At 61.0% G+C, this 23,877-nt stretch carries 25 protein-coding genes and 1 tRNA gene; 23 read left to right on the forward strand and 3 right to left on the reverse strand.

The window, feature by feature from the left end:
- Position 1 precedes the first annotated feature (1 nt).
- From AC1DX4_RS11325 to tgt, 4 genes are read left to right on the forward strand one after another with little or no spacing between them, the layout of a single operon-like run.
- A complete protein-coding gene (locus tag AC1DX4_RS11325) occupies positions 2 to 451 on the forward strand; it encodes a DMT family transporter (RefSeq protein ID WP_477220400.1) in 450 nt (149 codons plus the stop codon).
- Positions 451 to 1,539 (forward strand): tRNA preQ1(34) S-adenosylmethionine ribosyltransferase-isomerase QueA, encoded by a 1,089-nt coding sequence (queA, locus tag AC1DX4_RS11330; RefSeq protein ID WP_477220401.1) that lies wholly within the window; start codon positions 451 to 453, stop codon positions 1,537 to 1,539. The genes AC1DX4_RS11325 and queA overlap by 1 nt, the downstream gene beginning before the upstream one ends.
- Positions 1,529 to 1,798, forward strand: a complete 270-nt coding sequence (locus AC1DX4_RS11335) for a hypothetical protein (protein WP_477220402.1) — start codon at positions 1,529 to 1,531, stop codon at positions 1,796 to 1,798. Before queA ends, AC1DX4_RS11335 begins: the two co-directional genes overlap by 11 nt.
- On the forward strand, positions 1,791 to 2,921 hold the full coding sequence (gene tgt, locus AC1DX4_RS11340; protein WP_477220403.1) for a tRNA guanosine(34) transglycosylase Tgt: 1,131 nt from the start codon (positions 1,791 to 1,793) through the stop codon (positions 2,919 to 2,921). Before AC1DX4_RS11335 ends, tgt begins: the two co-directional genes overlap by 8 nt.
- A gap of 4 nt (positions 2,922 to 2,925) precedes the next feature.
- Here the strand turns inward: tgt and AC1DX4_RS11345 are convergent, their stop codons facing one another.
- Positions 2,926 to 3,339 carry a DUF4864 domain-containing protein gene (locus tag AC1DX4_RS11345; RefSeq protein ID WP_477220404.1) on the reverse strand — a complete coding sequence of 138 codons (414 nt, stop codon included), beginning with the start codon at positions 3,337 to 3,339 and terminating at the stop codon, positions 2,926 to 2,928.
- A gap of 254 nt (positions 3,340 to 3,593) precedes the next feature.
- Here AC1DX4_RS11345 and AC1DX4_RS11350 point away from each other — a divergent pair, with 254 nt between their 5' ends.
- From AC1DX4_RS11350 to AC1DX4_RS11430, 17 genes are all read left to right on the forward strand, one after another.
- Positions 3,594 to 3,830 (forward strand): Lrp/AsnC family transcriptional regulator, encoded by a 237-nt coding sequence (locus AC1DX4_RS11350; protein WP_010909609.1) that lies wholly within the window; start codon positions 3,594 to 3,596, stop codon positions 3,828 to 3,830.
- 170 nt (positions 3,831 to 4,000) lie between these two features.
- Positions 4,001 to 5,413 carry a circularly permuted type 2 ATP-grasp protein gene (locus tag AC1DX4_RS11355; protein ID WP_172228720.1) on the forward strand — a complete coding sequence of 471 codons (1,413 nt, stop codon included), beginning with the start codon at positions 4,001 to 4,003 and terminating at the stop codon, positions 5,411 to 5,413.
- A gap of 21 nt (positions 5,414 to 5,434) precedes the next feature.
- The gene (locus AC1DX4_RS11360; protein ID WP_477220405.1) at positions 5,435 to 6,376 is read left to right on the forward strand and encodes an alpha-E domain-containing protein; all 942 of its coding nucleotides are present in this window, start codon (positions 5,435 to 5,437) and stop codon (positions 6,374 to 6,376) included.
- A gap of 1 nt (position 6,377) precedes the next feature.
- A complete protein-coding gene (locus AC1DX4_RS11365) occupies positions 6,378 to 7,172 on the forward strand; it encodes a transglutaminase family protein (RefSeq protein ID WP_475450676.1) in 795 nt (264 codons plus the stop codon).
- Between the two features lie 31 nt (positions 7,173 to 7,203).
- On the forward strand, positions 7,204 to 7,935 hold the full coding sequence (locus AC1DX4_RS11370) for a proteasome-type protease (protein ID WP_172228726.1): 732 nt from the start codon (positions 7,204 to 7,206) through the stop codon (positions 7,933 to 7,935).
- 113 nt (positions 7,936 to 8,048) lie between these two features.
- A complete protein-coding gene (locus AC1DX4_RS11375) occupies positions 8,049 to 9,464 on the forward strand; it encodes a pyridoxal phosphate-dependent decarboxylase family protein (RefSeq protein WP_477220406.1) in 1,416 nt (471 codons plus the stop codon).
- Positions 9,465 to 9,485: 21 nt separating this feature from the next.
- Entirely contained in the window at positions 9,486 to 9,890 is a 405-nt protein-coding gene (locus tag AC1DX4_RS11380; protein WP_477220407.1) for a hypothetical protein, read from the forward strand.
- Positions 9,891 to 10,004: 114 nt separating this feature from the next.
- Positions 10,005 to 10,772 carry a DeoR/GlpR family DNA-binding transcription regulator gene (locus AC1DX4_RS11385; RefSeq protein WP_477220408.1) on the forward strand — a complete coding sequence of 256 codons (768 nt, stop codon included), beginning with the start codon at positions 10,005 to 10,007 and terminating at the stop codon, positions 10,770 to 10,772.
- A 126-nt stretch (positions 10,773 to 10,898) separates the two neighbouring features.
- Complete coding sequence (glpD, locus tag AC1DX4_RS11390; protein ID WP_477220409.1) at positions 10,899 to 12,425, forward strand: glycerol-3-phosphate dehydrogenase; 1,527 nt, start codon at positions 10,899 to 10,901, stop codon at positions 12,423 to 12,425.
- A 42-nt stretch (positions 12,426 to 12,467) separates the two neighbouring features.
- Positions 12,468 to 13,547: an ABC transporter ATP-binding protein gene (locus tag AC1DX4_RS11395; protein WP_477220410.1), complete on the forward strand. Its 1,080-nt coding sequence runs from the start codon at positions 12,468 to 12,470 to the stop codon at positions 13,545 to 13,547.
- Positions 13,548 to 13,556: 9 nt separating this feature from the next.
- Positions 13,557 to 14,621 (forward strand): ABC transporter ATP-binding protein, encoded by a 1,065-nt coding sequence (locus tag AC1DX4_RS11400; RefSeq protein WP_477220411.1) that lies wholly within the window; start codon positions 13,557 to 13,559, stop codon positions 14,619 to 14,621.
- Positions 14,622 to 15,488, forward strand: a complete 867-nt coding sequence (locus tag AC1DX4_RS11405) for a carbohydrate ABC transporter permease (RefSeq protein WP_477220412.1) — start codon at positions 14,622 to 14,624, stop codon at positions 15,486 to 15,488. It abuts the gene before it with no gap.
- A 37-nt stretch (positions 15,489 to 15,525) separates the two neighbouring features.
- On the forward strand, positions 15,526 to 16,410 hold the full coding sequence (locus tag AC1DX4_RS11410; RefSeq protein WP_477220695.1) for a carbohydrate ABC transporter permease: 885 nt from the start codon (positions 15,526 to 15,528) through the stop codon (positions 16,408 to 16,410).
- Between the two features lie 2 nt (positions 16,411 to 16,412).
- Positions 16,413 to 16,700 carry a DUF2160 domain-containing protein gene (locus tag AC1DX4_RS11415; protein ID WP_256750320.1) on the forward strand — a complete coding sequence of 96 codons (288 nt, stop codon included), beginning with the start codon at positions 16,413 to 16,415 and terminating at the stop codon, positions 16,698 to 16,700.
- A gap of 79 nt (positions 16,701 to 16,779) precedes the next feature.
- Positions 16,780 to 18,507, forward strand: coding sequence for an ABC transporter substrate-binding protein (locus tag AC1DX4_RS11420; protein ID WP_477220413.1), 1,728 nt, complete (start codon positions 16,780 to 16,782; stop codon positions 18,505 to 18,507).
- Positions 18,508 to 18,599: 92 nt separating this feature from the next.
- Entirely contained in the window at positions 18,600 to 20,093 is a 1,494-nt protein-coding gene (gene glpK / locus AC1DX4_RS11425) for a glycerol kinase GlpK (RefSeq protein ID WP_477220414.1), read from the forward strand.
- Positions 20,094 to 20,126: 33 nt separating this feature from the next.
- Positions 20,127 to 20,603 carry a DUF6882 domain-containing protein gene (locus tag AC1DX4_RS11430; RefSeq protein ID WP_477220415.1) on the forward strand — a complete coding sequence of 159 codons (477 nt, stop codon included), beginning with the start codon at positions 20,127 to 20,129 and terminating at the stop codon, positions 20,601 to 20,603.
- Positions 20,604 to 20,742: 139 nt separating this feature from the next.
- Here the strand turns inward: AC1DX4_RS11430 and AC1DX4_RS11435 are convergent, their stop codons facing one another.
- Positions 20,743 to 21,249 (reverse strand): BA14K family protein, encoded by a 507-nt coding sequence (locus AC1DX4_RS11435; protein WP_477220416.1) that lies wholly within the window; start codon positions 21,247 to 21,249, stop codon positions 20,743 to 20,745.
- 314 nt (positions 21,250 to 21,563) lie between these two features.
- Between AC1DX4_RS11435 and AC1DX4_RS11440 the strand changes: the two genes are divergently transcribed.
- Both AC1DX4_RS11440 and AC1DX4_RS11445 read left to right on the forward strand, forming a co-directional pair.
- Positions 21,564 to 21,639: transfer RNA gene (locus AC1DX4_RS11440), tRNA-Lys, on the forward strand.
- Positions 21,640 to 21,876: 237 nt separating this feature from the next.
- Positions 21,877 to 22,629 carry a hypothetical protein gene (locus AC1DX4_RS11445; protein ID WP_477220417.1) on the forward strand — a complete coding sequence of 251 codons (753 nt, stop codon included), beginning with the start codon at positions 21,877 to 21,879 and terminating at the stop codon, positions 22,627 to 22,629.
- A gap of 162 nt (positions 22,630 to 22,791) precedes the next feature.
- On the opposite strand, the gene AC1DX4_RS11450 is transcribed toward AC1DX4_RS11445, so the two are convergent.
- Positions 22,792 to 23,850 carry an ABC transporter ATP-binding protein gene (locus AC1DX4_RS11450; RefSeq protein WP_477220418.1) on the reverse strand — a complete coding sequence of 353 codons (1,059 nt, stop codon included), beginning with the start codon at positions 23,848 to 23,850 and terminating at the stop codon, positions 22,792 to 22,794.
- Between the last annotated feature and the right edge of the window lie 27 nt (positions 23,851 to 23,877).

Raw genomic sequence — 23,877 nt, forward strand, 5'->3', positions numbered from 1 at the left:
AATGATGGGCGTCGTCTGGTCGCTTCTCGGCATCCTGTCCGGCGCCTTCATTGCCATTCAGGCACCGATCAATTCGCAGCTCGCGCGCGGCTTGGGTCTCCCGGTCGCGGCGGCTGCGTTTTCGTTCCTGTCTGGCGCTGTCGTGCTCGGCATCATCTCCGTCGCGGTGGTGAAGCTGCAAGGCATCACGCTCGACTGGAAGGCGCCGGCGCCCTGGCTGTTCGTCGCGGGCGGCATGCTCGGCGGCTTCTATGTCACGCTCTCCACAATCCTGACGCCGCGCATCGGCGCCGCTGCGCTGATGGCGTTCCTGGTGGCTGGTCAGTTGCTGGCCGGCATGCTCATCGACCGCATTGGCTTCCTCGGCGTTGCGGTGCGTGAAATCTCGCTCGGCCGCGTTGCCGGTGCGGTGCTGCTCTTGGCCGGAGCGCTGCTCGTCCGGCTCTACTGATGCGCGTCGATCTCTTCGACTTCGACCTGCCGGAGGAGCGCATCGCGCTTCGTCCGGCAGAGCCGCGCGACAGCGCCAAGATGCTGGTGGTCAAGCCGGGCGAGGCGCTCGACGATCGCAGGGTTGGTGACCTGCCATCCATGCTGAAAGCCGGCGACGTGCTGGTCTTCAACGACACCAAGGTCATTCCGGCGCAGCTCAAAGGTATAAGGCGGCGCGGCGAAGCACAGGCGCAGGTCGAAGCGACGCTGCACATGCGCGTGGCGCCGGACCGTTGGCTGGCCTTCATGCGGCCGGGCAAGCGCATCGCCGCCGGCGACCGCATCCATTTCGGCCATGACGGCAATTCCTGCTTCCTCGGCCAACTCGACGCCACGGTGATCGAGAAGGGCGAGGGCGGCGAGGCGCTGCTTGGTTTCGACCTGTCGGGGCCTTTCCTTGATGAGGCGCTGCATGCCGTCGGCCATATTCCGCTGCCACCCTACATCGCGTCGAAGCGTGATGACGACGAGCGCGACCGGGCCGACTACCAGACCATCTATGCCAGAGAGGAAGGCGCCGTTGCCGCGCCTACGGCAGGTCTGCATTTTACGCCGGAGCTTTTTGCGGCTCTCGACGCCAGGGGTGTCGAACGCCACTTCGTGACCTTGCATGTCGGCGCCGGAACGTTCCTGCCGGTCAAGGCTGACGACACCGCCGACCACAAGATGCATGCCGAGATCGGTTCGGTCAGCGCTGCCACAGCCAACGCGTTGAACGCGGCCAAGGCAAGGGGTGGGCGCATCATTGCTGTCGGCACGACCTCTCTACGCCTGCTGGAGAGTGCGGCGCGTGAAGACGGTACAGTGCCTGCGTGGTCAGGACCGACCGACATCTTCATCACGCCCGGCTACCGCTTTCGCACTGCCGACATGCTGATGACCAATTTCCATCTGCCGCGCTCGACGCTGTTCATGCTGGTTTCGGCCTTCAGCGGGCTCGAGACGATGCGCGCGGCCTATGCGCATGCCATTGCGAACCGTTACAGGTTCTATTCGTATGGCGACGCAAGCCTGCTGTATCGAGCGGAGACGAGCGATGGACGATGATCTGCAGACCCTTGACCGCGAAAGCCTGATTGCCGAAGTGAAAAAGCTGCGTGCCGGCATTCGTGCGCACCGCGACACGTCAGGCCATGATCTGTGCTGGCATCACCCCGATCTCTGGGACCTGCTGCCGGAAAAGACCGAGCCAGCGATCGCCGTGCCGCCCTGGCCCAAATTCATGCGCGGCTGCGTGCAATATCGCCAGTCGCTCGACAGGCAGGCGCCCGGCGCGCCGGTCCACGATAAGGAATTCAATGGCTAAGCCGTTCAGCTTCAAGGTCCTCGCCACCGACGGCAAGGCGCGGCGCGGCGTGATCGACATGCCGCGCGGCGAAATCCGTACCCCGGCCTTCATGCCGGTCGGCACCGGCGGCACCGTCAAGGCGATGTATATGGACCAGGTGCGCGGCGTCGGCGCCGACATCATCCTGGGCAACACCTACCACCTGATGCTGCGGCCCGGCGCCGAGCGCGTGGCGCGGCTTGGCGGTTTGCATGAATTCGCCCGCTGGCCGCATCCGATCCTGACCGACAGCGGCGGTTTTCAGGTGATGTCGCTATCTAAGCTGAGGAAATTGACCGAGAAGGGCGTGACCTTCCGCTCGCATATCGATGGCGCCGCCTACGAAATGTCGCCGGAACGCTCGATCGAGATCCAGGGCCTGCTCGATTCCGACATCCAGATGCAGCTCGACGAATGCACGGCGCTGCCGGCCGAACTGAAGGAGATCGAGCGCGCCATGGAGCTGTCGCTGCGCTGGGCCGAACGCTGCAAGACGGCGTTTGGCGACCAGCCGGGCAAGGCGATGTTCGGCATCGTGCAGGGCGGCGACAATGCAGCGCTCAGGGTACGGTCGGCGCAGGCTTTGAGCGCGATGGATCTGAAGGGCTATGCGGTCGGTGGGCTGGCCGTCGGCGAGCCGCAAGCAGTAATGCTCGAAATGCTCGAGATCACCTGTCCGGAGCTGCCTGATGACAAGCCTAGATATCTCATGGGTGTCGGCACGCCCGACGATATCCTGAAATCGGTGGCGCGCGGCATCGACATGTTCGACTGCGTGATGCCGACGCGGGCCGGCCGGCACGGCCTGGCTTACACCAGGCGCGGCAAGGTCAATCTGCGCAATGCGCGACACGGCGACGATCCGCGCCCGTTGGACGAGGAAAGCGACTGTCCCGCGGCGCGGGACTATTCGCGCGCCTATCTCCACCATCTCGTGCGCTCGCAAGAGGCGCTCGGCGCGATGCTGCTGACGTGGAACAATCTTTCGTATTATCAAAAACTTATGCACGATATTCGTGGCGCGATCGAGAGCCAAACCTTCGACGCGCGTGGGGCTGAAATCAGCGAAGGCTGGGCGAGGGGCGATATCCCCGTCCTGTAAAACCTCAGGTGCTCAGCGAATTCGATGCGCGCAAGCTGCAGCCGGTGATCTGAAACGTACCGTCGGGCTGCTGCTGCAGCGTATAGACCGCCTCATAATCCTTGCCGTCGGGGCCGACGATCAGCACCTGCTGGATAATCGAGCCCGGACCCGTCTGCTCGACCTTGCCGAAAGCATAGGACTGTGGCTTGCGCACCGGCGGGTAGCCATTGGTCACCATGTTCATGAAGGCATCGACGGTCGGGAACACCTGCTTCACGTTCGGGGCAGCGAAGCTGTAGGCCCTGGCGCCGTCATTGGCGATGAGGGCCTTCAACTGACCGTCGATGACAGCCTGGCCGGCCTTGACCTCGGCATCTCCGGCAAACGCCGAGGACGCCAGCATGACGAACGCGAATGCGAAAAAGGCGCGGCGCATGACCTGTCTCCACTGTCCCTCGAAAGATGCCTCCGGAAAAAGCTGTTCCAGGACACATTCTAACATACGCTTGGCGGTGCATCCCGGTTTCACCGATTGCGAATATTCGCCACGGGAATGTCATGCCGATTGCGGAGCTGTGTGAGGCCATGGCCAGGGTCCGCGCCGGCTAAGTGCGGATTCCAGTGCTTGAAAGGCCGCCTCCAGTCTGCCAGAAGGGCCGCTTGGACTTGGACGTTTAGCGGGACGAAGCCATGAAGGCGTTTTTCGTGCAGATCAAATGCGAGCTCGGCAAATCCTATGAGGTTGCCAGCGCGCTTGCCGACGCCGAGATTGCCTCGGAAATCTACTCCACCGCCGGCAATTACGATTTGCTCGCCAAATTCTATGTCGACGACGAGGAAGATGTCGGCCATTTCGTCAACGAGAAGGTGCAGATTCTCCCCGGCATCAAGGACACTTTCACGGTCGTCACCTTCCGCGCCTTCTAGCCAGAAAGGCATCTGCCCGGGCACGAGGCAAAGCCTGATCAAGGTCATATTTCGGCTGCCTAAATTCTAGGCAGTCGTAACATACTGATCGCTCGGACCTCCCAAATCACCGATTGCGCTTGATTTTCTCCGGCGACGCCAGTGAAATGGCGTCACAGGGGAGTATGCGATTGGCTGCGTTCGATGAAATGCTTCCGGAAGTCTCCGGATTGAGAAGACCGTATTCGGCTTATGATCGCTGGCTGAAGGAGCAGGATCCAGCCAGGCTTACCGAGAAGATGCAGGACGCCGAACGCGTCTTCCGCAAGACCGGCATCACCTTCGCCGTCTATGGCGAGCAGGAGGCGTCCGAACGGCTGATCCCGTTTGACATCGTTCCACGCATCATTTCAGGCAATGAGTGGCGGCGCCTGACGCAAGGCATCGAGCAGCGCGTGCAGGCGCTGAATGCCTTCCTCGACGATATCTACCATCGCCAGGAAATCCTGCGCGCCGGCCGCGTCCCCAGGGAATTGATCGCCAAGAACGAGGCCTTCCTGCCGGAAATGATCGGCGTGCGCCCGCCGGCCGGAGTCTATACCCACATTATCGGCGTTGATATCGTCCGCATCAGTGAAGACGAGTTCTATGTGCTGGAGGACAATGCACGCACACCGTCCGGTGTCTCCTACATGCTGGAGAACCGCGAGACGATGATGCAGCTGTTCCCCGAGCTGTTCCAGAAGATCAAGGTGCGGCCGGTCGAGAACTACCCGCAGCTGCTGCGCCAGTCGCTGGCGGCGGTGCGGCCGCAGAGCACCAAGGGCGCGCCGACCATCGCGGTACTGACGCCCGGCAGTTTCAACTCCGCCTATTTCGAACACGCCTTCCTTGCCGACCAGATGGGCGTGCAACTGGTCGAGGGCCAGGATCTGCGCGTCGTCGACGGTCATGTCGCGATGCGCACGACTGAAGGCTACAAGCAGATCGACGTGCTTTACCGCCGGGTGGATGATTCTTTCCTCGACCCGCTGACCTTCCGGCCGGATTCAGCCCTTGGCATACCCGGCATCATGGATGTCTACAGGGCTGGCAACATCACCATCGCCAACGCGCCGGGCACCGGCATCGCCGACGACAAGGCGATCTATTCCTATATGCCGGAGATCATCGAATTCTACACCGGTCGCAAGGCGATCCTCGGCAATATCCCGACCTGGCGCTGCTCGGAGCCGGACAGTTTGAAATATGTGCTCGAGCACATCCACGAGCTGGTGATCAAGGAAGTGCATGGCTCGGGCGGCTACGGCATGCTGGTCGGGCCGGCAGCGACCAAGAAGGAATGCGAGGCCTTCGCCAAGAAGCTCGCGGCGAAACCGTCGAATTATATCGCGCAACCAACGCTGGCGCTGTCGACCTGTCCGATCTTGACGGAAAAGGGACTGGCGCCGCGCCACGTCGACCTCCGACCCTATGTGCTGGTGTCTGATCGTATCCAGATCGTGCCTGGCGGACTGACGCGCGTGGCGCTCAAGGAAGGCTCGCTGGTGGTGAATTCCTCACAAGGCGGCGGCACCAAGGATACCTGGGTGCTGGATGATTGATTTTCATGTGAAGGGTTTTGGATGCTTTTAGGCCGGACCGCCAACGGACTGTACTGGATGAACCGCTATATCGAGCGGGCTGAAAACATGGCGCGTCTGGTTGATGCGGGACTGCGCATGGCGCTGACGCGGACCCAGAGTGCTTCGGAAGAGTGGAATTCGGTGCTGCTCAGTGCCGGCTCCGACATCACCTTCAAGCAGAAATATTCGGAATACACGGCCGCCAGCGTCTCCGATTTCCTGTTGCGCGATACGTCTAACCCGTCGAGCACGATGTCGTCGATCGAGACGGCCCGCAACAATGCCCGCATGGTGCGCACCGCGCTGACGCGCGAGACATGGGAAAGCATCAACGAAGCCTGGATGTCACTGAAGCGGATGCTGGCGAGGCCGATCGACGAGCGCGACCTTCCAAGCGTGCTAGATGCGATCAAGCGCGAAACGGCGCTGATCCGCGGCTCGTTCTACGGCACCATGCTGCGCAACGAGATCTTCGACTTCTCGCAGCTCGGCACCTATGTCGAGCGCGCCGACAATACGGCGCGCATCCTCGACGTGAAGTATTACGTGCTGTTGCCGTCGATCTCGTGGGTCGGCTCGACACTCGACAACTATCAGTGGGAATCGATCCTGCGCTCGGTGTCGGCGCATCGCTCCTACCGCTGGGTCTACGATGCCGACTACAAGCCGACCAACATCGCCGACTATCTGATCCTCAATGTGCGCATGCCGCGTTCGCTGACCTTCTGCTACCGCTTCCTGTCAGAACACCTGAAATTCCTCAGCGACGATTACGGTGAGCGTCATGCCTGCCACGCAACGGCGGATAAAACCCAGGCGATGCTGAGGGCAGGGTCGATCAAGGACATATTCGACACCGGGCTGCACGAATTCCTGGCCAACTTCATTCGCGACAACACCAAGCTCGGCGACGAGATCGCGCAAGATTACCGGTTCAACTGATATGCGGCTGAAGATCACCCATAGGACCGAATATCGCTACGACGCGCCGGTGCAATATCTGCTGCAGCGACTGCGATTGCTCCCGGTCAGCGGGTCGACGCAAACCGTGCTGTCCTGGGCGCTGACGATCGAGGGTGCGCGCGAAGAGGTTCGCTTTGTCGACCATTTCGGCAACGATACGCGGCTGTTGAGCGTCGAGGGCGAGCGCGACTTCATCACGGTCGAGGCCGCCGGCGAGGTGGTGACGCGCGACACCGCAGGCGTCTCCGGACCGCATCAGGGCTTTACACCGCTCTGGCTGTACAGCCATGAAACGCCGCTGACGACGATTGGCGGCGGGATACGCGAACTCGCCGGTTCAGTCGGCAACGGAACCGATATCGAACGGCTTCACAGGCTGATGGCTATGATCGGCGAGCGCGTCATCTACACGCCCGGCACCACCAACGCGACGACGCCGGCCGAGGAGGCCTTGGCGCTGAAAACCGGCGTCTGCCAGGATCACACCCACATCTTTGCCGCCGCCGCCCGCTGCATGGGCTTTCCAGCCCGTTATGTCAGCGGCTATCTGATGCTGGATGCGACCGTGGAGCAGGCGGCAAGCCATGCCTGGGCCGAAGCGCATGTTTATGGGCTGGGCTGGGTTGCCTTCGATGCGGCAAACGGCATTTCGCCTGACGAGCGCTATGTGAAGGTGGCGACGGGCCGGGACTACCGCGATGCCACGCCGGTGTCGGGAATTCGACTGGGACAGGCGGAAGAACAGCTTGCGGTCACCGTCACGGTAGAGCAGTAATCCGGCAAGGATTGCCGCCAGAAGAGATTCCATGACCTATTGCGTCGGCCTCAAGATCGATCGGGGGCTCGTGTTCATGTCGGACACGCGCACCAATGCCGGCATGGATTCGATCTCGACCTTCAAGAAGATGCATGTCTGGGAGGAACCCGGCGAGCGCGTCATCGTCTTGATGTCGGCGGGCAATCTGGCGACGACGCAGGCCGTGGTCAGCCTGCTCGAAGAGCGTACCAAGGCGGTGGCGGACCGCCGCGCGACATTGCTCGAAACGCCATCCATGTATCAGACGGTGCGGCTGGTCGGCGACACGGTCAAGGAAGTGATCGCGCACTCTTCACCCGCCGGTGAGAAGGCCGATTCCTATTTCAACGCCTCCTTCATCCTGGGCGGGCAGATCAAAGGCAGTCCGCCGCGGCTGTTCATGATCTATCCCGAGGGCAATTTCATCGAATCGACCGACGACACGCCGTTCTTCCAGATTGGCGAGACCAAATACGGCAAGCCGATCATCATCCGCGCCTATGAACGGACCATGAGCCTGGCCGAGACGGTGAAGCTGCTGCTGGTGTCGTTTGATTCGACGCTGAAGTCGAACCTGTCGGTCGGCCTGCCGCTCGACCTGCTGTTCCTGGAGAAGGATGCTTTCAAGGTTGGCCTGAAGAAGCGCATTGGCCAGGACGACCAGTATTACCGCACGATCTCCGATGGCTGGTCGAATGCGCTTAAGACGGCTTTTGCCAGCCTGCCGGATTTTCCGGGGTAGTCGGCGGCTCGCCGCCCGCTTGTAGTTGCAAATATTTCACATGTTAATTAATGTTCGATCTTGAAGAGCCGGCGGCAACGACCGGCGGCGAAAGGTCATGTCGGGAGGACAGGATGAACAATGATGAGTTCCGGCAGTGGTCGCAGCGTGCCGCCGATTGGGGCGCCGACTATCGCAACACTTTGCGCGAACGGCCGGTGCGGCCGCTGGTCGAGCCCGGCGATATTTTCAGGAGCATAGAAGCGTCGCCGCCCGAAGGCGCCGAACCGATGGACAGGATCTTCGCCGACTTCGAGGAGAAGATCGTGCCGGGCATGACGCATTGGCAGCATCCGCGCTTCTTCGCCTATTTTCCGGCTAACGCGGCGCCAGTCTCGGTGGTGGCTGAGTACCTGGTCTCCGCAATGGCCGCGCAATGCATGCTTTGGCAGACCTCACCGGCGGCGACCGAACTCGAGACCCGCACCGTCGACTGGATGCGGCAGGCGCTCGGCCTGCCCGAAGGGTTTTCCGGGGCGATCCAGGATTCGGCCTCGTCAGCGACACTGAACGCCGTGCTGACCATGCGCGAGCGCGCGCTGGACTGGCAAGGCAACAAAAAGGGGTTGGCCGGGCAGAGGCAGTTGCGCATCTATTCCTCGGATCAGGTGCACACGTCGATCGACCGGGCGATCTGGGTTTCGGGCATCGGTGAGGACAATCTCGTGCGCATTCCCGTCAGCGGCCGCTTCCGCGCCATGGACACCGCCGCCCTGGAAGCAGCCATCGTGGCCGACCGGCAAGCCGGCTTGCTGCCGGCGGGCATCATCGCTTGCGTTGGCGGCACCAGCACCGGCGGCACGGACGACATTGCAGCGGTCGCCGAGGTCGCCAGGCGGCACGGCCTCTACCTCCATGTCGATGCGGCCTGGGCCGGGTCGGCGATGATCTGTCCGGAGTACCGGCATTTCTGGACCGGCGTCGACGGCGCCGATTCGATCGTCTTCAATCCGCACAAATGGCTGGGCGCGCAGTTCGATTGCTCGATCCAGTTCCTGCGCGACCCCGAAAGCCATGTCCGGACGCTGGCGATCAAGCCGGACTATCTGAGGACGCACGGTCATGACGGCATCATCAACTATTCCGAATGGTCGGTGCCGCTCGGCCGGCGTTTCCGTGCCTTGAAACTGTGGTTCCTGCTGCGCGCTCACGGGCTGGAAAACCTGCGTGCGATGATCCGCAACCATGTCGCGTGGAGCGAGGGCCTTGCCGCGCGGCTGGCGAAGGAGCCGGATTTCGAGATCGTCAGCGAACCGATGCTGTCGCTGTTTTCGTTCCGGCACAGAGCGGCCTCAAGCGCCGATGCCGACGATCACAATCTGCGGCTGGTCAACGCGATCAACGACGATGGCCGCATCTACCTGACGCAGACGAGGGCCGACGGGCAGGTGGCAATAAGATTCCAGGTCGGCCAATTCGAAGCGACCGCAGGTGACGTCGATACAGCCTTCACTGTCATTTGCGACTGTGCAAGATCCCCAAGGGACTGACAGGGATTTGCGAGCAAGCATATGGCCGGGCAGGGCGAAGAGGCTAACCAGAACCTGACGGGCGTCTGGAATGGGCGCTATTTCTATCCGCGCGAGCTTGCGCCCATCTCCTTCGTCGCGACGTTGATCGAGACGGCAAAGAGGTTGACAGGGACGACCCACGAACCGGCCGGTCCGGCGACAGACGCTGTGATATACGCAACCTTACTGGGGCAGCGCGACGGCAACTCGGTCGCGTTCATCAAGACATACGACAAGGCAGGATTGAACGTGCAGCCGATCGATTACAGCGGCATTCTCAACGGCGACGCCACCGAGATCGAAGGCGTCTGGCGAATCCGGGGAAGCTGGTCCGGCAAATTCCTGATGATCCGCTCGCCGGGCAAAGTCGCTGCCGTCGACCGCAAGGTGGCGGAACGGGTTTAACCTGGCTGCGCCGATTTCACCTTTGCAATCATCGGCATTTCATTAGCCGGCGTCTCCCTTTTCATTGCTTTCGTTTTCGGCTACAAACAAGAAAAACGAAAACGGGAGCCTGCAATGTATCTGTCGCCGCGCCATGCCGAGATCATCCAGATGGCCAAGGACCATGGCCGCGTGCTGGTCGATGACCTGGCCACGCATTTCAACGTGACGCCGCAGACCATCCGCAAGGATCTCAACGATCTCTGCGATCAGCGGCTGCTTTCGCGCATCCATGGCGGCGCATTGTTCCCGTCCGGGATCGAGAACATGGAGTATGAGGCAAGGCGAAAGATCGCGGCGGACGAGAAGGAAGCGATCGGCCGTGCGGCGGCCAGGCTGATCCCCGACAACGCCTCGCTGTTCATAAACATCGGCACCACGACGGAGTCGGTCAGCAAGGCGTTGCTCGACCATAACGGTCTCATGGTCATTACCAATAATATCAATGTTGCCAATAGGATGCGTGTCTATCCTTCGATTGAGGTGGTGATCGCCGGCGGGGTGGTCCGCGGTTCGGATGGCGGCGTCGTCGGCGAGGCGGCAGTCGATTTCATCAGGCAATTCAAGGTCGACTACGCCGTCATCGGCGCCTCTGCCATCGATCATGACGGCGCCTTGCTCGACTTCGATTTTCGCGAGGTGAAGGTGGCGCAGGCGATCATCGCCAATGCCAGGCATGTGATTCTGGTTTCCGACCAGACCAAATTCGAGCGCACGGCGCCGGTGCGCATCGGCCATCTGTCGCAGGTCAACACCTTCATCACCGACCGTTGCGACATTCCGTCGGTGCGCAAGATCTGCCAGGAGGCCGAGGTTCAACTGATTGAGACGTCGCTTGGGTGAGGTCCCATCACGATCATCTCACAACCTTGTGATATTTCGTTTGACATTCGTTATGAGTTCGAAATAATTCCGCCACGGTTTCGCAAAAGACAAAAATGGTGCAATGCGAAATCGTGGAGGAGTTAAGTGGACACGTCTTCAGTCCGGGACATTTTCGTCATAGGGGGCGGTATCAATGGCTGCGGCATCGCCCGCGATGCCGTTGGGCGCGGGTTTTCGGTTTTTCTAGCAGAGATGAACGATCTCGCCAGCGGAACCTCCTCCGGTTCGACCAAGCTGATCCATGGCGGCCTGCGCTACCTTGAGTTCTACGAGTTTCGCCTGGTGCGCGAGGCGCTGATGGAGCGCGAGGTTCTGTGGAGGAACGCGCCGCACATCATCTGGCCGATGCGTTTCGTGCTGCCCTATGCCAAGGGCCTGCGTCCGGCCTGGCTGATCAGGCTTGGCCTGTTCCTCTACGACCATATTGGCGGGCGCAAATTGCTGCCGGCGACCAGGACGCTCGACATGGCAAGCGATCCGGCGGGCAAGCCTTTGAAACCCTTGTTCAAAAAGGCGTTCGAATATTCCGACGGCTGGGTGAATGATGCGCGGCTGGTGGCGCTCAATGCTCGCGATGCCGCTGACCGCGGTGCAACGATCCGGACCCGCACCAAGGTGGTCGGCGCGCGTCGCGAAAACGGCCTTTGGACAATCAAGATCGAGAACCTGCAGAGCGGCGAGACCGAAGAGGTCAAGGCCCGGCTCCTGGTCAACGCCGCCGGACCGTGGGTCGATCACGTGCTGTCCGGCGTCGTCGGCCTGAACGATGTGCACAATGTCCGCCTGGTGCAGGGCAGCCACATCGTCATCGCCAAGAAGTTCGACGATCCGCGCGCCTATTTCTTCCAGAACAGGGACGGCCGCATCATCTTCGCCATTCCCTACGAGGAAGAGTTCACGCTGATCGGCACCACCGACCAAGATTATCCCGGCGATCCGCACGATGTGAAGATCAGTGACACCGAGATCGACTATCTCTGTGCTGCGGCGAGCGAATATTTCGCGCAACCCGTCAAGCGTTCCGACATCGTCTGGACCTATTCGGCCGTGCGTCCGCTTTATGATGACGGCGCCTCTAAGGCGCAGGAGGCGACGCGCGACTATGTGCTCAAGGCCGATGGCGGCGAGGGCGCTGCCCCGATCGTCAACGCCTTCGGCGGCAAGATCACCACCTATCGCCGGCTGTCRGAATCGATGCTGGAAAAGATCGAAGGTTTTCTCGGCAAACGTGGCAAGCCGTGGACATCAGACGCACCGCTGCCCGGCGGTGATTTCCCGGCCACCGGTTTCGACGCGCAAGTGGCGAAGCTGAAGACGGCCTATCCGTTCCTCGATGCGCGCCTCGCCCGCCGGTTGACGCGGCTTTACGGGACCCGCGCTCAGGCTCTGCTGGGCCTTGCCAAGTCGAATGCCGAGCTCGGCCGCAACTTCGGCGGCGATCTCTACGAGGCGGAAGTGCGCTATCTCGTTGAAAATGAATGGGCCGTCACATCAGAAGATGTGCTGTGGCGCCGGACCAAGCGCGGCCTGCATCTCAGCCGCGAGCAGGTCGCGGCACTCGACGAATTCATGCAAGGCATAAGCCGGCGGCATGTCGCGGCCGCCGAATGAAGAGGGTTTTGAGCTGATGCAGAAAGCCTGGGAGGAGGCGTCATGCTTGAATTGAGGAACGTCACCAAGACGGTCGGTGCGGTCGAGCACATACGCGACGTGTCGCTGACGCTTCAGCATGGCTCGCTCAACGTTCTGCTCGGGCCGACGCTTTCCGGCAAGACCAGCCTGATGCGGCTGATGGCCGGCCTCGATGTGCCGACCTCCGGCTCGGTCTGGTTCGATGGCCAGAACGTTACCGGCACGCCGGTGCAGAAGCGCAAGATCGCCATGGTCTACCAGCAGTTCATCAACTATCCGGCGATGACCGTCTATGAGAACATCGCTTCGCCGCTCAGGGTGGCGGGTGTCGAGCAAGCCAAGATCGACAGCCAGGTTCGCGAGGCCGCAGGGTTGCTCAAGCTGACGCCGTATCTCGACCGCACGCCGCTCAGCCTGTCGGGCGGCCAGCAGCAACGCACCGCGCTGGCGCGTGCGATCGTCAAGAATGCCAGCCTGGTCCTGCTCGACGAGCCATTGGCCAATCTCGACTACAAGCTGCGTGAGGAATTGCGCGCCGAATTGCCGAGGATCTTTGCTGCCGCCGGCACCATCTTCGTCTACGCCACGACAGAACCGCACGAGGCGCTGCTGCTCGGCGGCAACACCGCGACGCTGTCGGAAGGCCGCATCACACAGTTCGGGCCGACCATCGACGTCTTCCGCAAGCCGGTCGACCTGGTGACGGCGAGGACCTTCGCCGATCCGCCGCTCAACACCATCGTTTTGGCCAAGAAGGGCAGCGACTTCCTGCTCGAAGGCGGGGTGAAGCTGCCGGTGCCGTCCGAACTCGTCGGCATTGCCGACGGTAATTACACGATCGGTTTTCAGCCGCATCATCTGTCGCTCGAACGGCCCAACGCCTTGGCTGTGCCGGTGCGGGCCAAGGTCACCATCACCGAGATCACCGGGTCCGAGAGCTTCATCCATCTCGACTTCGCCGATGTGCGCTGGGTGATGCTGACCCATGGCATCCGCGATTTCGAGACCGACGAAGTGGTCGAGGTGTTCATCGATCCGCGTCACATCATGGTCTTCGACGAGCACGGCCGCGCCGTGACCGCACCGAAGCTGGCGGCATAGGAGGGCGATATGGCGCGCATCGACGTCAACCATGTCAGGCATTCCTACCTGCCGAACCCGCAGAAGGATGCCGATTTCGCGCTCAGGGAAGTGCATCACACCTTCGAGGATGGCGGCGCCTATGCGCTGCTCGGACCGTCCGGCTGCGGCAAGACCACGCTGCTCAACATCATTTCGGGGCTGCTGCATCCCTCGCACGGCCAGTTGCTGTTCAACGGCAGGGACATCACCAATCTGTCGACGCAGGAGCGCAACATCGCGCAGGTGTTCCAGTTCCCGGTCATCTACGACACCATGACCGTCTACGACAATCTGGCCTTCCCGCTGCGCAATCGCGGCGTGCCGGAGGCCGATGTCGACCGCAAGGTGCGCGAGACGCTGGAGATGATCGATCTGGCGTCCTGGGCGAAGAAGAAGGCGAGGGGCCTGACCGCCGACCAGAAGCAGAAGATCTCGCTCGGCCGCGGGCTGGTGCGCTCCGACGTCAACGCCATCCTTTTCGACGAGCCGCTGACCGTCATCGACCCGCACATGAAATGGGTGCTGCGTTCGCAGCTCAAGCAGCTGCACCGCCGCTTCGGCTACACCATGGTCTATGTCACGCACGACCAGACCGAGGCGCTGACCTTCGCCGACCAGGTCGTGGTCATGTATGATGGCGGCATCGTCCAGATCGGCACGCCGGCGGAACTGTTCGAACGGCCGCGCCATACCTTCGTCGGCTACTTCATCGGCTCGCCGGGCATGAACGTCATGCCTGTGGTGATCGAAGGCAAGACGGCGACGCTCGGCTCGCAGCGGATCGAATTGCCGGGCGCACCCAAAGCCGCCGGCGCCGTCGAACTCGGCATTCGGCCCGAATATATCAGGCTCGGCCGCGACGGCATGGCCGTTTCGATCAGCAAGGTCGAGGATCTGGGCCGCCACAAGGTGGTGCGCGCCAAGCTGGAAGGCCGCGATATCGCCGCCGTCATCGGCGAGGACGAGACCGTTCCCGCCGAACCGAAGGTGCGGTTCGATCCGGCTGGCATCAACATCTATGCCGATTCCTGGCGCGTCGAGATGGGGGCATAGATGGACAAGACCTGGAACAACAAGGCCTGGTTCCTGGTGCTGCCGGTGCTGGTGCTGGTGGCTTTCACCGCCGTCATCCCGCTGATGACGGTCGTCAACTATTCGGTGCAGGACACATTCGGCAACAACGTCTTCTTCTGGGCCGGCACGGAGTGGTTCGAGGAACTGCTGTCGTCGAGCCGCTTCTGGGAAGCGATGAGCCGCAACCTGATCTTCTCCTTCATCATCCTGGCGATCGAAGTGCCGCTCGGCATCTTCATCGCTCTCAACATGCCGAAAAAGGGCTGGGGGGTGCCGGTCTGCCTCGTGCTGATGTCGTTGCCGCTGTTGATTCCGTGGAACGTCGTCGGCACCATCTGGCAGGTGTTTGGCCGCAACGACATCGGCCTGCTCGGCTACTACGTCAACGCAATCGGCATCGACTACAACTATGTGCAGGATCCGCTCGATGCCTGGGTGACCATCATCGTCATGGATGTATGGCACTGGACCAGCCTCGTCGTGCTGCTCTGCTATGCCGGCCTGGTCTCGATCCCCGATGCCTTCTACCAGGCGGCCAAGATCGACGGCGCCTCGCGCTGGGCGGTGTTCCGCTACATCCAGCTGCCGAAGATGCAGCGGGTGCTTTTGATCGCAGTGCTGCTGCGCTTCATGGACTCCTTCATGATCTACACCGAACCCTTCGTCGTCACCGGCGGCGGGCCGGGCAATTCGACGACGTTCCTGTCGATCGATCTGGTCAAGACGGCGCTCGGCCAATTCGACCTCGGTCCGGCGGCCGCGATGTCGCTGGTCTACTTCCTCATCATCCTGTTGTTGTCATGGGTGTTCTACACCGTGATGACCAATTACGACGCGGAGCGCTGAGATGGCCGGCGCCAATGAACGAACCGAGCGCAATGCGATGAACGGGACCTCTGCCGCGGAAGGTCTCGCCAGTACGCTGTCGCATAGCGATCTCGACAGGCGCATGCGGCGGCGCGGCGAGGAATCGCGCTGGTGGTGGATCGTGCCGACGCTCTACATCATCGTGCTGTTGCTGCCGATCTACTGGCTCATCAACATGAGCTTCAAGACCAATGCCGAGATCGTCTCGTCGCTGACGCTCTACCCGCACGCGCCGACACTCGCCAATTACGTCACCATCTTCACCGATGCGTCCTGGTATTCCGGCTACATCAACTCGATCACCTATGTGGTGATGAACATGGTGATTTCGGTGGCGGCGGCGCTGCCGGCGGCTTACGCCTTCTCACGCTATCGCTTCCTTGGCGACAAGCATCTGTTCTTCTGGCTGCTGACCAACCGCATGGCGCCGCCGGCGGTGTTCGCGCTGCCGTTCTTCCAGCTTTACTCGGCCTTCGGGCTGATCGACACGCATATCGCCGTGGCGCTGGCGCACTGCCTGTTCAACGTGCCGCTGGCGGTGTGGATCCTCGAGGGCTTCATGTCGGGCGTGCCGAAGGAAATCGACGAGACGGCATATATCGATGGCTATTCGTTCCCGCGCTTCTTCGTCAAAATCTTCATGCCGCTGATTGCGAGCGGCATCGGTGTCGCCTGCTTCTTCTGCTTCATGTTCTCGTGGGTCGAACTGCTGATCGCGCGCACGCTGACGACCACCGATGCCAAGCCGATCGCCGCCACCATGACGCGCACGGTTTCGGCCGCCGGCATGGATTGGGGTCTGCTCGCCGCCGCCGGTGTGCTGACACTGATCCCCGGCGCGCTCGTCATCTGGTTCGTGCGAAATTATATCGCCAAGGGCTTTGCCCTGGGGAGGGTGTGATCATGAATTTCGACCTCACCTGGATGGCGTGGACGTGGCCGACGGCTGCCTTCTTCGCAACTATTCTACTGCTGCTGTGCGGTATGGCGGTTTGGGAATACGCCTCGCCGGGCGGCAATCCGCGCGTCGGCATCCTGCGCTTCGAGACGACGCGCGGCGACCGTCTTTTCCTGTCGCTGCTTGGCAGCGCCTTTATCCATCTCGCTTGGCTGGGTCTTGTCGGATCCAACCTGTGGTGGGCTCTCGCTCTCTCCGTGGTCTACGCCATTGGCGTGTTCCGCTACGTATAGAGGGGGAAACTGTTGGAGCGGCAGCGTGCCGGCCACCGCTCCAGATCGCACTTGAAACCTGAAACAGTGGAGGAAACTAATGCGACGGCAATTTTTAACATCAACAACTGCCCTTGTGCTATTGCTCGGCGCGGGCAATGCCTACGCCGGGATGGACGAAGCAAAAGCCTTTCTGGACAAGGAGATAGGCCCGCTTTCGACGCTTTCGCGCGCCGATCAGGAAGCCGAAATGCAGTGGTTTATCGACGCAGCCAAGCCGTTCGCCGGCATGGACATCAAAGTCGTCTCCGAAACCATCGCAACGCACCAGTATGAATCGCAGGTGCTGGCGCCGGCCTTTACCGCCATCACCGGCATCAAGATCACGCATGACGTCATCCAGGAGGGCGACGTCGTCGAGAAGATCCAGACCCAGATGCAGACCGGCCAGAACCTCTATGACGGCTGGGTCAACGATTCCGATCTGATCGGCACGCACTGGCGCTACCAGCAGGTGCGCAACCTGACCGACTGGATGGCGGGCGACGGCAAGGATGTCACCAACCCGAACCTCGACCTGAAGGATTTTATCGGCACCTCGTTCACGACGGCTCCGGACAAGAAGCTCTACCAGCTTCCCGACCAGCAGTTCGCGAACCTCTACTGGTTCCGCTACGACTGGTTCAATGACGAGAAGAACAAGGCGGATTTCAAGGCCAAGTACGGCTACGACCTCGGCGTGCCGGTCAACTGGTCTGCCTATGAGGATATCGCCGAGTTCTTCACCGGCCGCGAGATCGACGGCAAAAAAGTCTATGGCCACATGGACTACGGCAAAAAGGATCCCTCGCTCGGCTGGCGGTTCACCGATGCCTGGCTGTCCATGGCCGGCAATGGCGACAAGGGCCTGCCGAACGGCCTGCCTGTCGACGAATGGGGCATCAAGGTCGACGAGAATTCACGGCCCGTCGGCTCCTGCACCGCGCGCGGCGGCGACACAAATGGTCCGGCTGCCGTCTACTCGATCCAGAAGTACCTCGACTGGCTGAAGGCCTACGCTCCGGCAGAAGCCCAGGGCATGACCTTCTCCGAATCGGGACCAGTCCCGGCACAGGGCGCGGTTGCCCAGCAGATCTTCTGGTACACCGCCTTCACCGCCTCGATGGTCGATGCCGGCGCCAAGGCGGTGCTGAACGACGACGGCACGCCGAAGTGGCGCATGGCGCCGTCGCCGCATGGTGTCTACTGGAAGGACGGCATGAAGCTCGGCTATCAGGACGTCGGTTCCTGGACGCTGATGAAGTCGACGCCGACCGATCGCGCCAAGGCCGCCTGGCTGTACGCGCAGTTCGTCACCTCGAAGACCGTGGACGTGAAGAAGAGCCATGTCGGCCTGACCTTCATCCGCGAGAGCACGATCCACGACAAGAGCTTCACCGAACGCGCGCCCAAGCTCGGCGGTCTGATCGAGTTCTACCGTTCGCCGGCCCGCGTGCAGTGGTCGCCGACAGGCACCAACGTGCCTGATTATCCGAAGCTGGCACAGCTCTGGTGGCAGGCGATCGGCGACGCGTCGTCGGGCGCCAAGACGGCGCAGGAAGCGATGGACTCGCTCTGCGGCGAGCAGGAAAAGGTCATGAGCCGCATCGAGAAGTCGGGCGTCCAGGGCGATATCGGCCCGAAGATGGCCGAAGAGCATGACCTTGCCTACTGGAACGCCGACGCGGTCAAGAAGGGCAATCTCGCGCCTCAGCTCAAGATCGAGAACGAGAAGGAAAAGCCAATCACCATCAACTACGATGAACTGGTGAAGAGCTGGCAGAAGTAGGACTGCCTATGCGGGCGTTCGCGCCCGTGTGAAATTGGGGGAGGCGGCGCGTTGCCGTCTCCCTTCTTTGTATCCAGGTGGAGGACGCGGGAATGAACGGTTTTGTGCTGGCGATCGACCAGGGAACGACATCAACCCGGGCGATCCTGTTCGACGGCCAGATGAAAGTCGCCGGCAGCGGGCAGAAGGAATTCACCCAGCACTATCCGGCCTCCGGCTGGGTCGAGCACGATCCGGAAGAGATCTGGGCAAGCGTCGTGACGACCGTGAAGGCTGCGCTGAAAAAGGCAGGCTGTGAAGCATCCGAAGTGGCGGCGATCGGCATCACCAACCAGCGCGAAACCGTCGTCATCTGGGACAGGGAGACGGGCAAGCCGATCCACAACGCCATCGTCTGGCAGGACCGGCGCACCGCACCGCTGTGCCAGAAGCTGAAGAAGCTGGGGCTGGAGAAGAAGTTCACGCGCAAGACCGGCTTGCTGCTCGATCCTTATTTCTCGGGCACCAAGATCGCCTGGATGCTCGACAAGGTGAAGGGCGCGAGGAGGCGCGCCGAGAAAGGCGAATTGCTGGCCGGCACCATCGACAGCTTTTTGATCTGGCGGCTGACCGGCGGCAAGGTCCACGCCACCGATGCCACCAATGCGTCGCGCACGCTGGTCTACAACATCGAGAAAAACGTCTGGGATGACGAGCTTTTGGCCATTCTCAACATCCCGGCAAAAATGCTGCCGGAGGTCAAAGATTGCGCCGATGATTATGGAGTGACCGAGAAAAATCTGTTTGGCGCCGAGATAAAGATCCTCGGTGTCGCCGGCGACCAGCACGCCGCGACCATCGGCCAGGCCTGCTTTGAGCCCGGCATGATGAAATCCACCTATGGCACCGGCTGCTTCGCGCTGCTCAACACCGGCAGCGATCTGGTGCGTTCGAAGAACCGGCTTTTGACCACCATCGCCTATCGGCTGAACGGCAAGACCACCTATGCGCTGGAAGGTTCGATCTTCATCGCAGGGGCGGCCGTGCAATGGCTGCGCGATGGCATCAAGGTGATCGGCAAGGCCGAGCAGAGCGGCAAACTGGCTGCTGAGGCTGATCCCTCGCAAAACGTCTATCTGGTGCCGGCCTTTGTCGGATTGGGCGCGCCGCATTGGGACGCCGAAGCGCGAGGCGCCATCTTCGGGCTGACCCGCAATTCCGGCCCGGCGGAGTTCGCGCGCGCCGCGCTCGAATCCGTCGCTTACCAGACCCGCGACCTGCTCGACGCCATGCGCAAGGACTGGAAAGGCACTTCGGCCAAAACGGTTCTCCGTGTCGATGGCGGCATGGTGGCGTCGGACTGGACCATGCAGCGTCTGGCCGACATTCTCGACGCGCCGGTCGATCGCCCGACCATTCTGGAGACGACGGCGCTGGGTGCGGCCTGGCTCGCCGGCTCGAAAGCCGGCGTGTGGCCGAAGGCGAAGGAATTCGCCAAGAGCTGGGCGCTCGAGCGGCGGTTCAAGCCGGAGATGGATATCTCCACACGATCCGCCAAGCTGGCAGGCTGGCGCGATGCTGTGCGCCGGACCTTGAGCGTGCCATAACGGTCGCTATAGAAAGATTTGACGGTGGGGGACATGCAGCCGGACTGGTATCCTGCTTGGCGCGACCAGGCTTTTGAACAGCTAACTGCCAAGAATGCTCGTTTGGAGAAGGAGTTTCGCCTCGGCCACTGGCCGCGCTATGACTACGACCTGACGACTGGCAGGCTTCTGTTCTCGGACCAAGGTGCCGTCAAAGTCGTTACCGAGATCCAGATTGCAGGCTCGACGAGCGCCAAAGCTGGTAACTGGCTTTGGGCATGGTCGAATTCAAACTTGCCCACCGAACTTCTCGCCGACGCCAAACGGGTTCGTTCCTTCGGCGAAGAGAAAGATATAGCCGAACTTCAGCAGGCTTATGTGACCGACACGAAAGACGACCTGGAAGCGCTGGGCTGGGAACTGACGGCAGCGATGGTGCGTGTATGCGACGCACTCGGGGCTTACCGCTCTCCGCGCGGGGAAGGGGGCGGTCTTTATCTGATCCTCAAAAGCGTAGACTGGGCGAACTGACCGGAAACTTCATTCGGCTGATCGGGATGCTGAAAGTCATACGGAAAAGACCCGCGCCGTTTCCGACGCGGGTCGTCTACTCATACTTATCCGCTACTGATACTCATCCAGCTTATCCGCTACTGATACTCATCCAGGATCAGTAGGGCGAACGGCATTCCTTACGCGGACCGTAGTTCGGCTGGAATGTGTTGTCCGAAGAGCGGTAGCTGCGATAGTGGTCATAGCACCACTGCACGTGCGAATTGCCTTCGTAGACGCGGTTGTTCTCGTTGTTGATGATCGCGCCGGTGATCAAGGCACCAGTCGCGAAAGCTGCCAGCGGGAACCAATAGTCGCCGTGACGGCGATAACCGCGATGGTAGTCGCGATAGCCGCGATGGCCGTTCCAGTAGCCGCCGCCGTCATTGTTTTGAGCAAAGTTGCGAGCGCCGAAATTGCGGTTACGGTTGAAGTGGCGATTGCCGAAATTACGGTTCGAATGGCGGAGGTATTGAAGTCCACCTTCTCCGACCTTTATGATGTTTGACGAGAAGTCTGGCGCCTGCGGCACAAACATCTGCGCAGCATTGGCCGGCATAGCGGCGGCAGCGGCAAACGAAACTGACAGGGTGGTCGCCAGTATACCCGTTACGATCTTGTTCATTGTCTTCTCCTTCGAAAGGGTGATTGACGTCCCTTGTGGCGAGACAACGAGCGATACACAGGATGGTTCCTCGCAAAACACCAAGTTGCTGATTCGCAATGTTTCTCCAGCTTGTCGGCGGTGTCGACGAGACCCGGTGCCATCGCTTCGTAAGGCTGTGTCGCCCTCGATCGAAGCGGGCAGGGAGGCGGCGTGGCAGTGGGCGTGGCAGTGCTTGAGAAGTCCGGCTCGCGGACGCTGTTTTTCCGGTTGACCGGTCGAGGCACTCTCCCTATGTTTCGCGCAATTTCGAGGGCAGCCTTTCGCGCCCGCGGGAGCGCGTAGCTCAGCCGGTAGAGCAACTGACTTTTAATCAGTAGGTCATGGGTTCGAATCCCATCGCGCTCACCATTTTTCATTTAAATACCAAATACTTAGGCTTTAATCCTCTGGAGTAGAGCGGAACCTTGCGACTGCAAAAGGTGCACAGACTGTTCTGCTGATTCACGCTGCCGGCCGCAAGAGCAGCCAAGGCCGGCCTCGAGGGCCGGTCTTGAAGGAAAGCGGCCGCGTGATTTTCGCCAAGCACCATTTCTGAATGATCGGCACGCTGCTTTCGCAGCCATGAATTCTCAGTTAACTAGGAGAATGCCATCAAAAATTCCGCCAAGTTTTGCAGGGTTGGGCGACACAGAAAGCGAGCAGGCCGCCGTCTGGAGCCAGCTTGGGCTGTTAAGTCAACTTGCATTGTATTTAGATGCCTACGAAGCCGCATTGATCCTGGGCGAAAGGTCAACTGCATCCATCGAGACATTGCTGCCACAGCGGCAGGCTGCTCTAGCCGCTCGAATCGGATTCTCTGATGGTCGAGATAACGCAAATCAGATTCTTGCTGAAATGAACCTCCACGCCCGGTGGGTCAATATAGCAGGTAGAGATGCTGTGATGACGGTGTTTCACCTCGGCAAAACACTCGATGCAATCGGCTTCAAAGGATCTCCGTCCTTGGCGCGCGCTGTGGACGGCAAGCGGCTAAGTAGCGCGAGAAGCAGGTTCAAACAGTCCTTCCGAAACCATGAGCAGGCTCGAAACGCAGTTGGGCATGCCGCAGAGCGCCATTCCAACAGAGCAGCAACCGAAAGAATTACACACGCAGGTGAGTTCGAAACTCCAAACATCACGATCACCGATGGCTCCTCCTATTCCCTCACAAATGTCATTGAGGGCGATCGGATGACGTCGACCGTTGCACACCCGCACACGGGGGAGACAAGCATGGCCAGCGTCCCTTTGTCGAGGAATGCACTGCGCGAGCTCGGCGACATCGTCGATGAAGTGTTCGCGGCCTTTGAGGGCGCAGAAAAGGCGCGACACGAGCACATCTTGAGATCCGGCATATAGGCGAGAATGCCGAGCGCGCCCATGCACCCATGATCCGACACATCATCGCGTGTCATTGCGTGGCCGATTTTGTAACGTATTGATTTTATTTATATATCAAATAACTTAATCAGTAGGTCATGGGTTCGAATCTCATCGCGCTCACCATCAAATTCTGACCCCCTACAACCGCCGACCTGTCTTGGCGTCGAACAGGTGAGCGCAGGCGCGGTCGATCTCGATGCGCACTTGCTCACCTTGCTTCAGCGCCAGCCGCTCGCGGAAAAGGCAGGAGATTTCCTCGCCGCCGCAATCCACCTTGGCGAAGATTTCCGATCCCGTCGCCTCCAGCAGCGTGACCTTGCCGGGGATGCCCTGGGCGGTCGCACGGATATGTTCGGGGCGGATGCCGTAGACGAGGTCGCCGCCTGAAGCATGCGCCGGATGGATGCCTTCCGGCAGCGGCAGGGTCAGTCCGCTGATGCTGCGGAAAATGCCTTCCTCGATGCGGCCGGCAATGAAGTTCATGGCGGGCGAGCCGATGAAGCCGGCGACGAAGAGATTGGCCGGACGATCGTAAAGGTCGAGCGGTGCGCCGATCTGCTCGACAAGGCCGTCATGCAGCACGACGATCTTGTCGGCCATCGTCATCGCCTCGATCTGGTCGTGCGTGACATAGATTGTGGTGGTGCCCAGCCGCTGGTGCAACGCCTTGATCTCGCCGCGCATCTGGACGCGCAATTTGGCGTCGAGATTTGAGAGCGGCTCGTCGAACAGGAAAACCTGCGGATCGCGCACGATGGCGCGGCCCATGGCGACACGCTGGCGCTGGCCGCCGGAAAGCTGGCGCGGGTAGCGGTCGAGCAGCTTGTCGAGGCCGAGAATATTGGCGGCCCTGCCGACGCGGCTGGCGGTGTCGGCCGGATCGGCTTTCTTGATCTTCAGGGCAAAGCCCATATTGTCGGCCACCGTCATGTGCGGATAGAGCGCGTAGTTCTGGAAGACCATGGCGATGTTGCGGTCGCGCGCCCGCAGATTGTTGACGATGCGATCGCCGATGGCGATCCTGCCGCCCGAGATGGTTTCGAGCCCGGCGATCATGCGCAGCAGCGTCGACTTTCCGCAGCCTGATGGCCCGACCAGGATGACGAACTCGCCGTCGGCGATGTCGACGCTGACATCGTGGATGATCTTGGCGGCCCCGAAAGCCTTCTGCACGTTGTTGATTGTCACCGATGCCATTGGGTTTTCCTCGAAAAGAGTGTGATG

The organism is Mesorhizobium sp. P3_A8 (assembly GCF_056402995.1).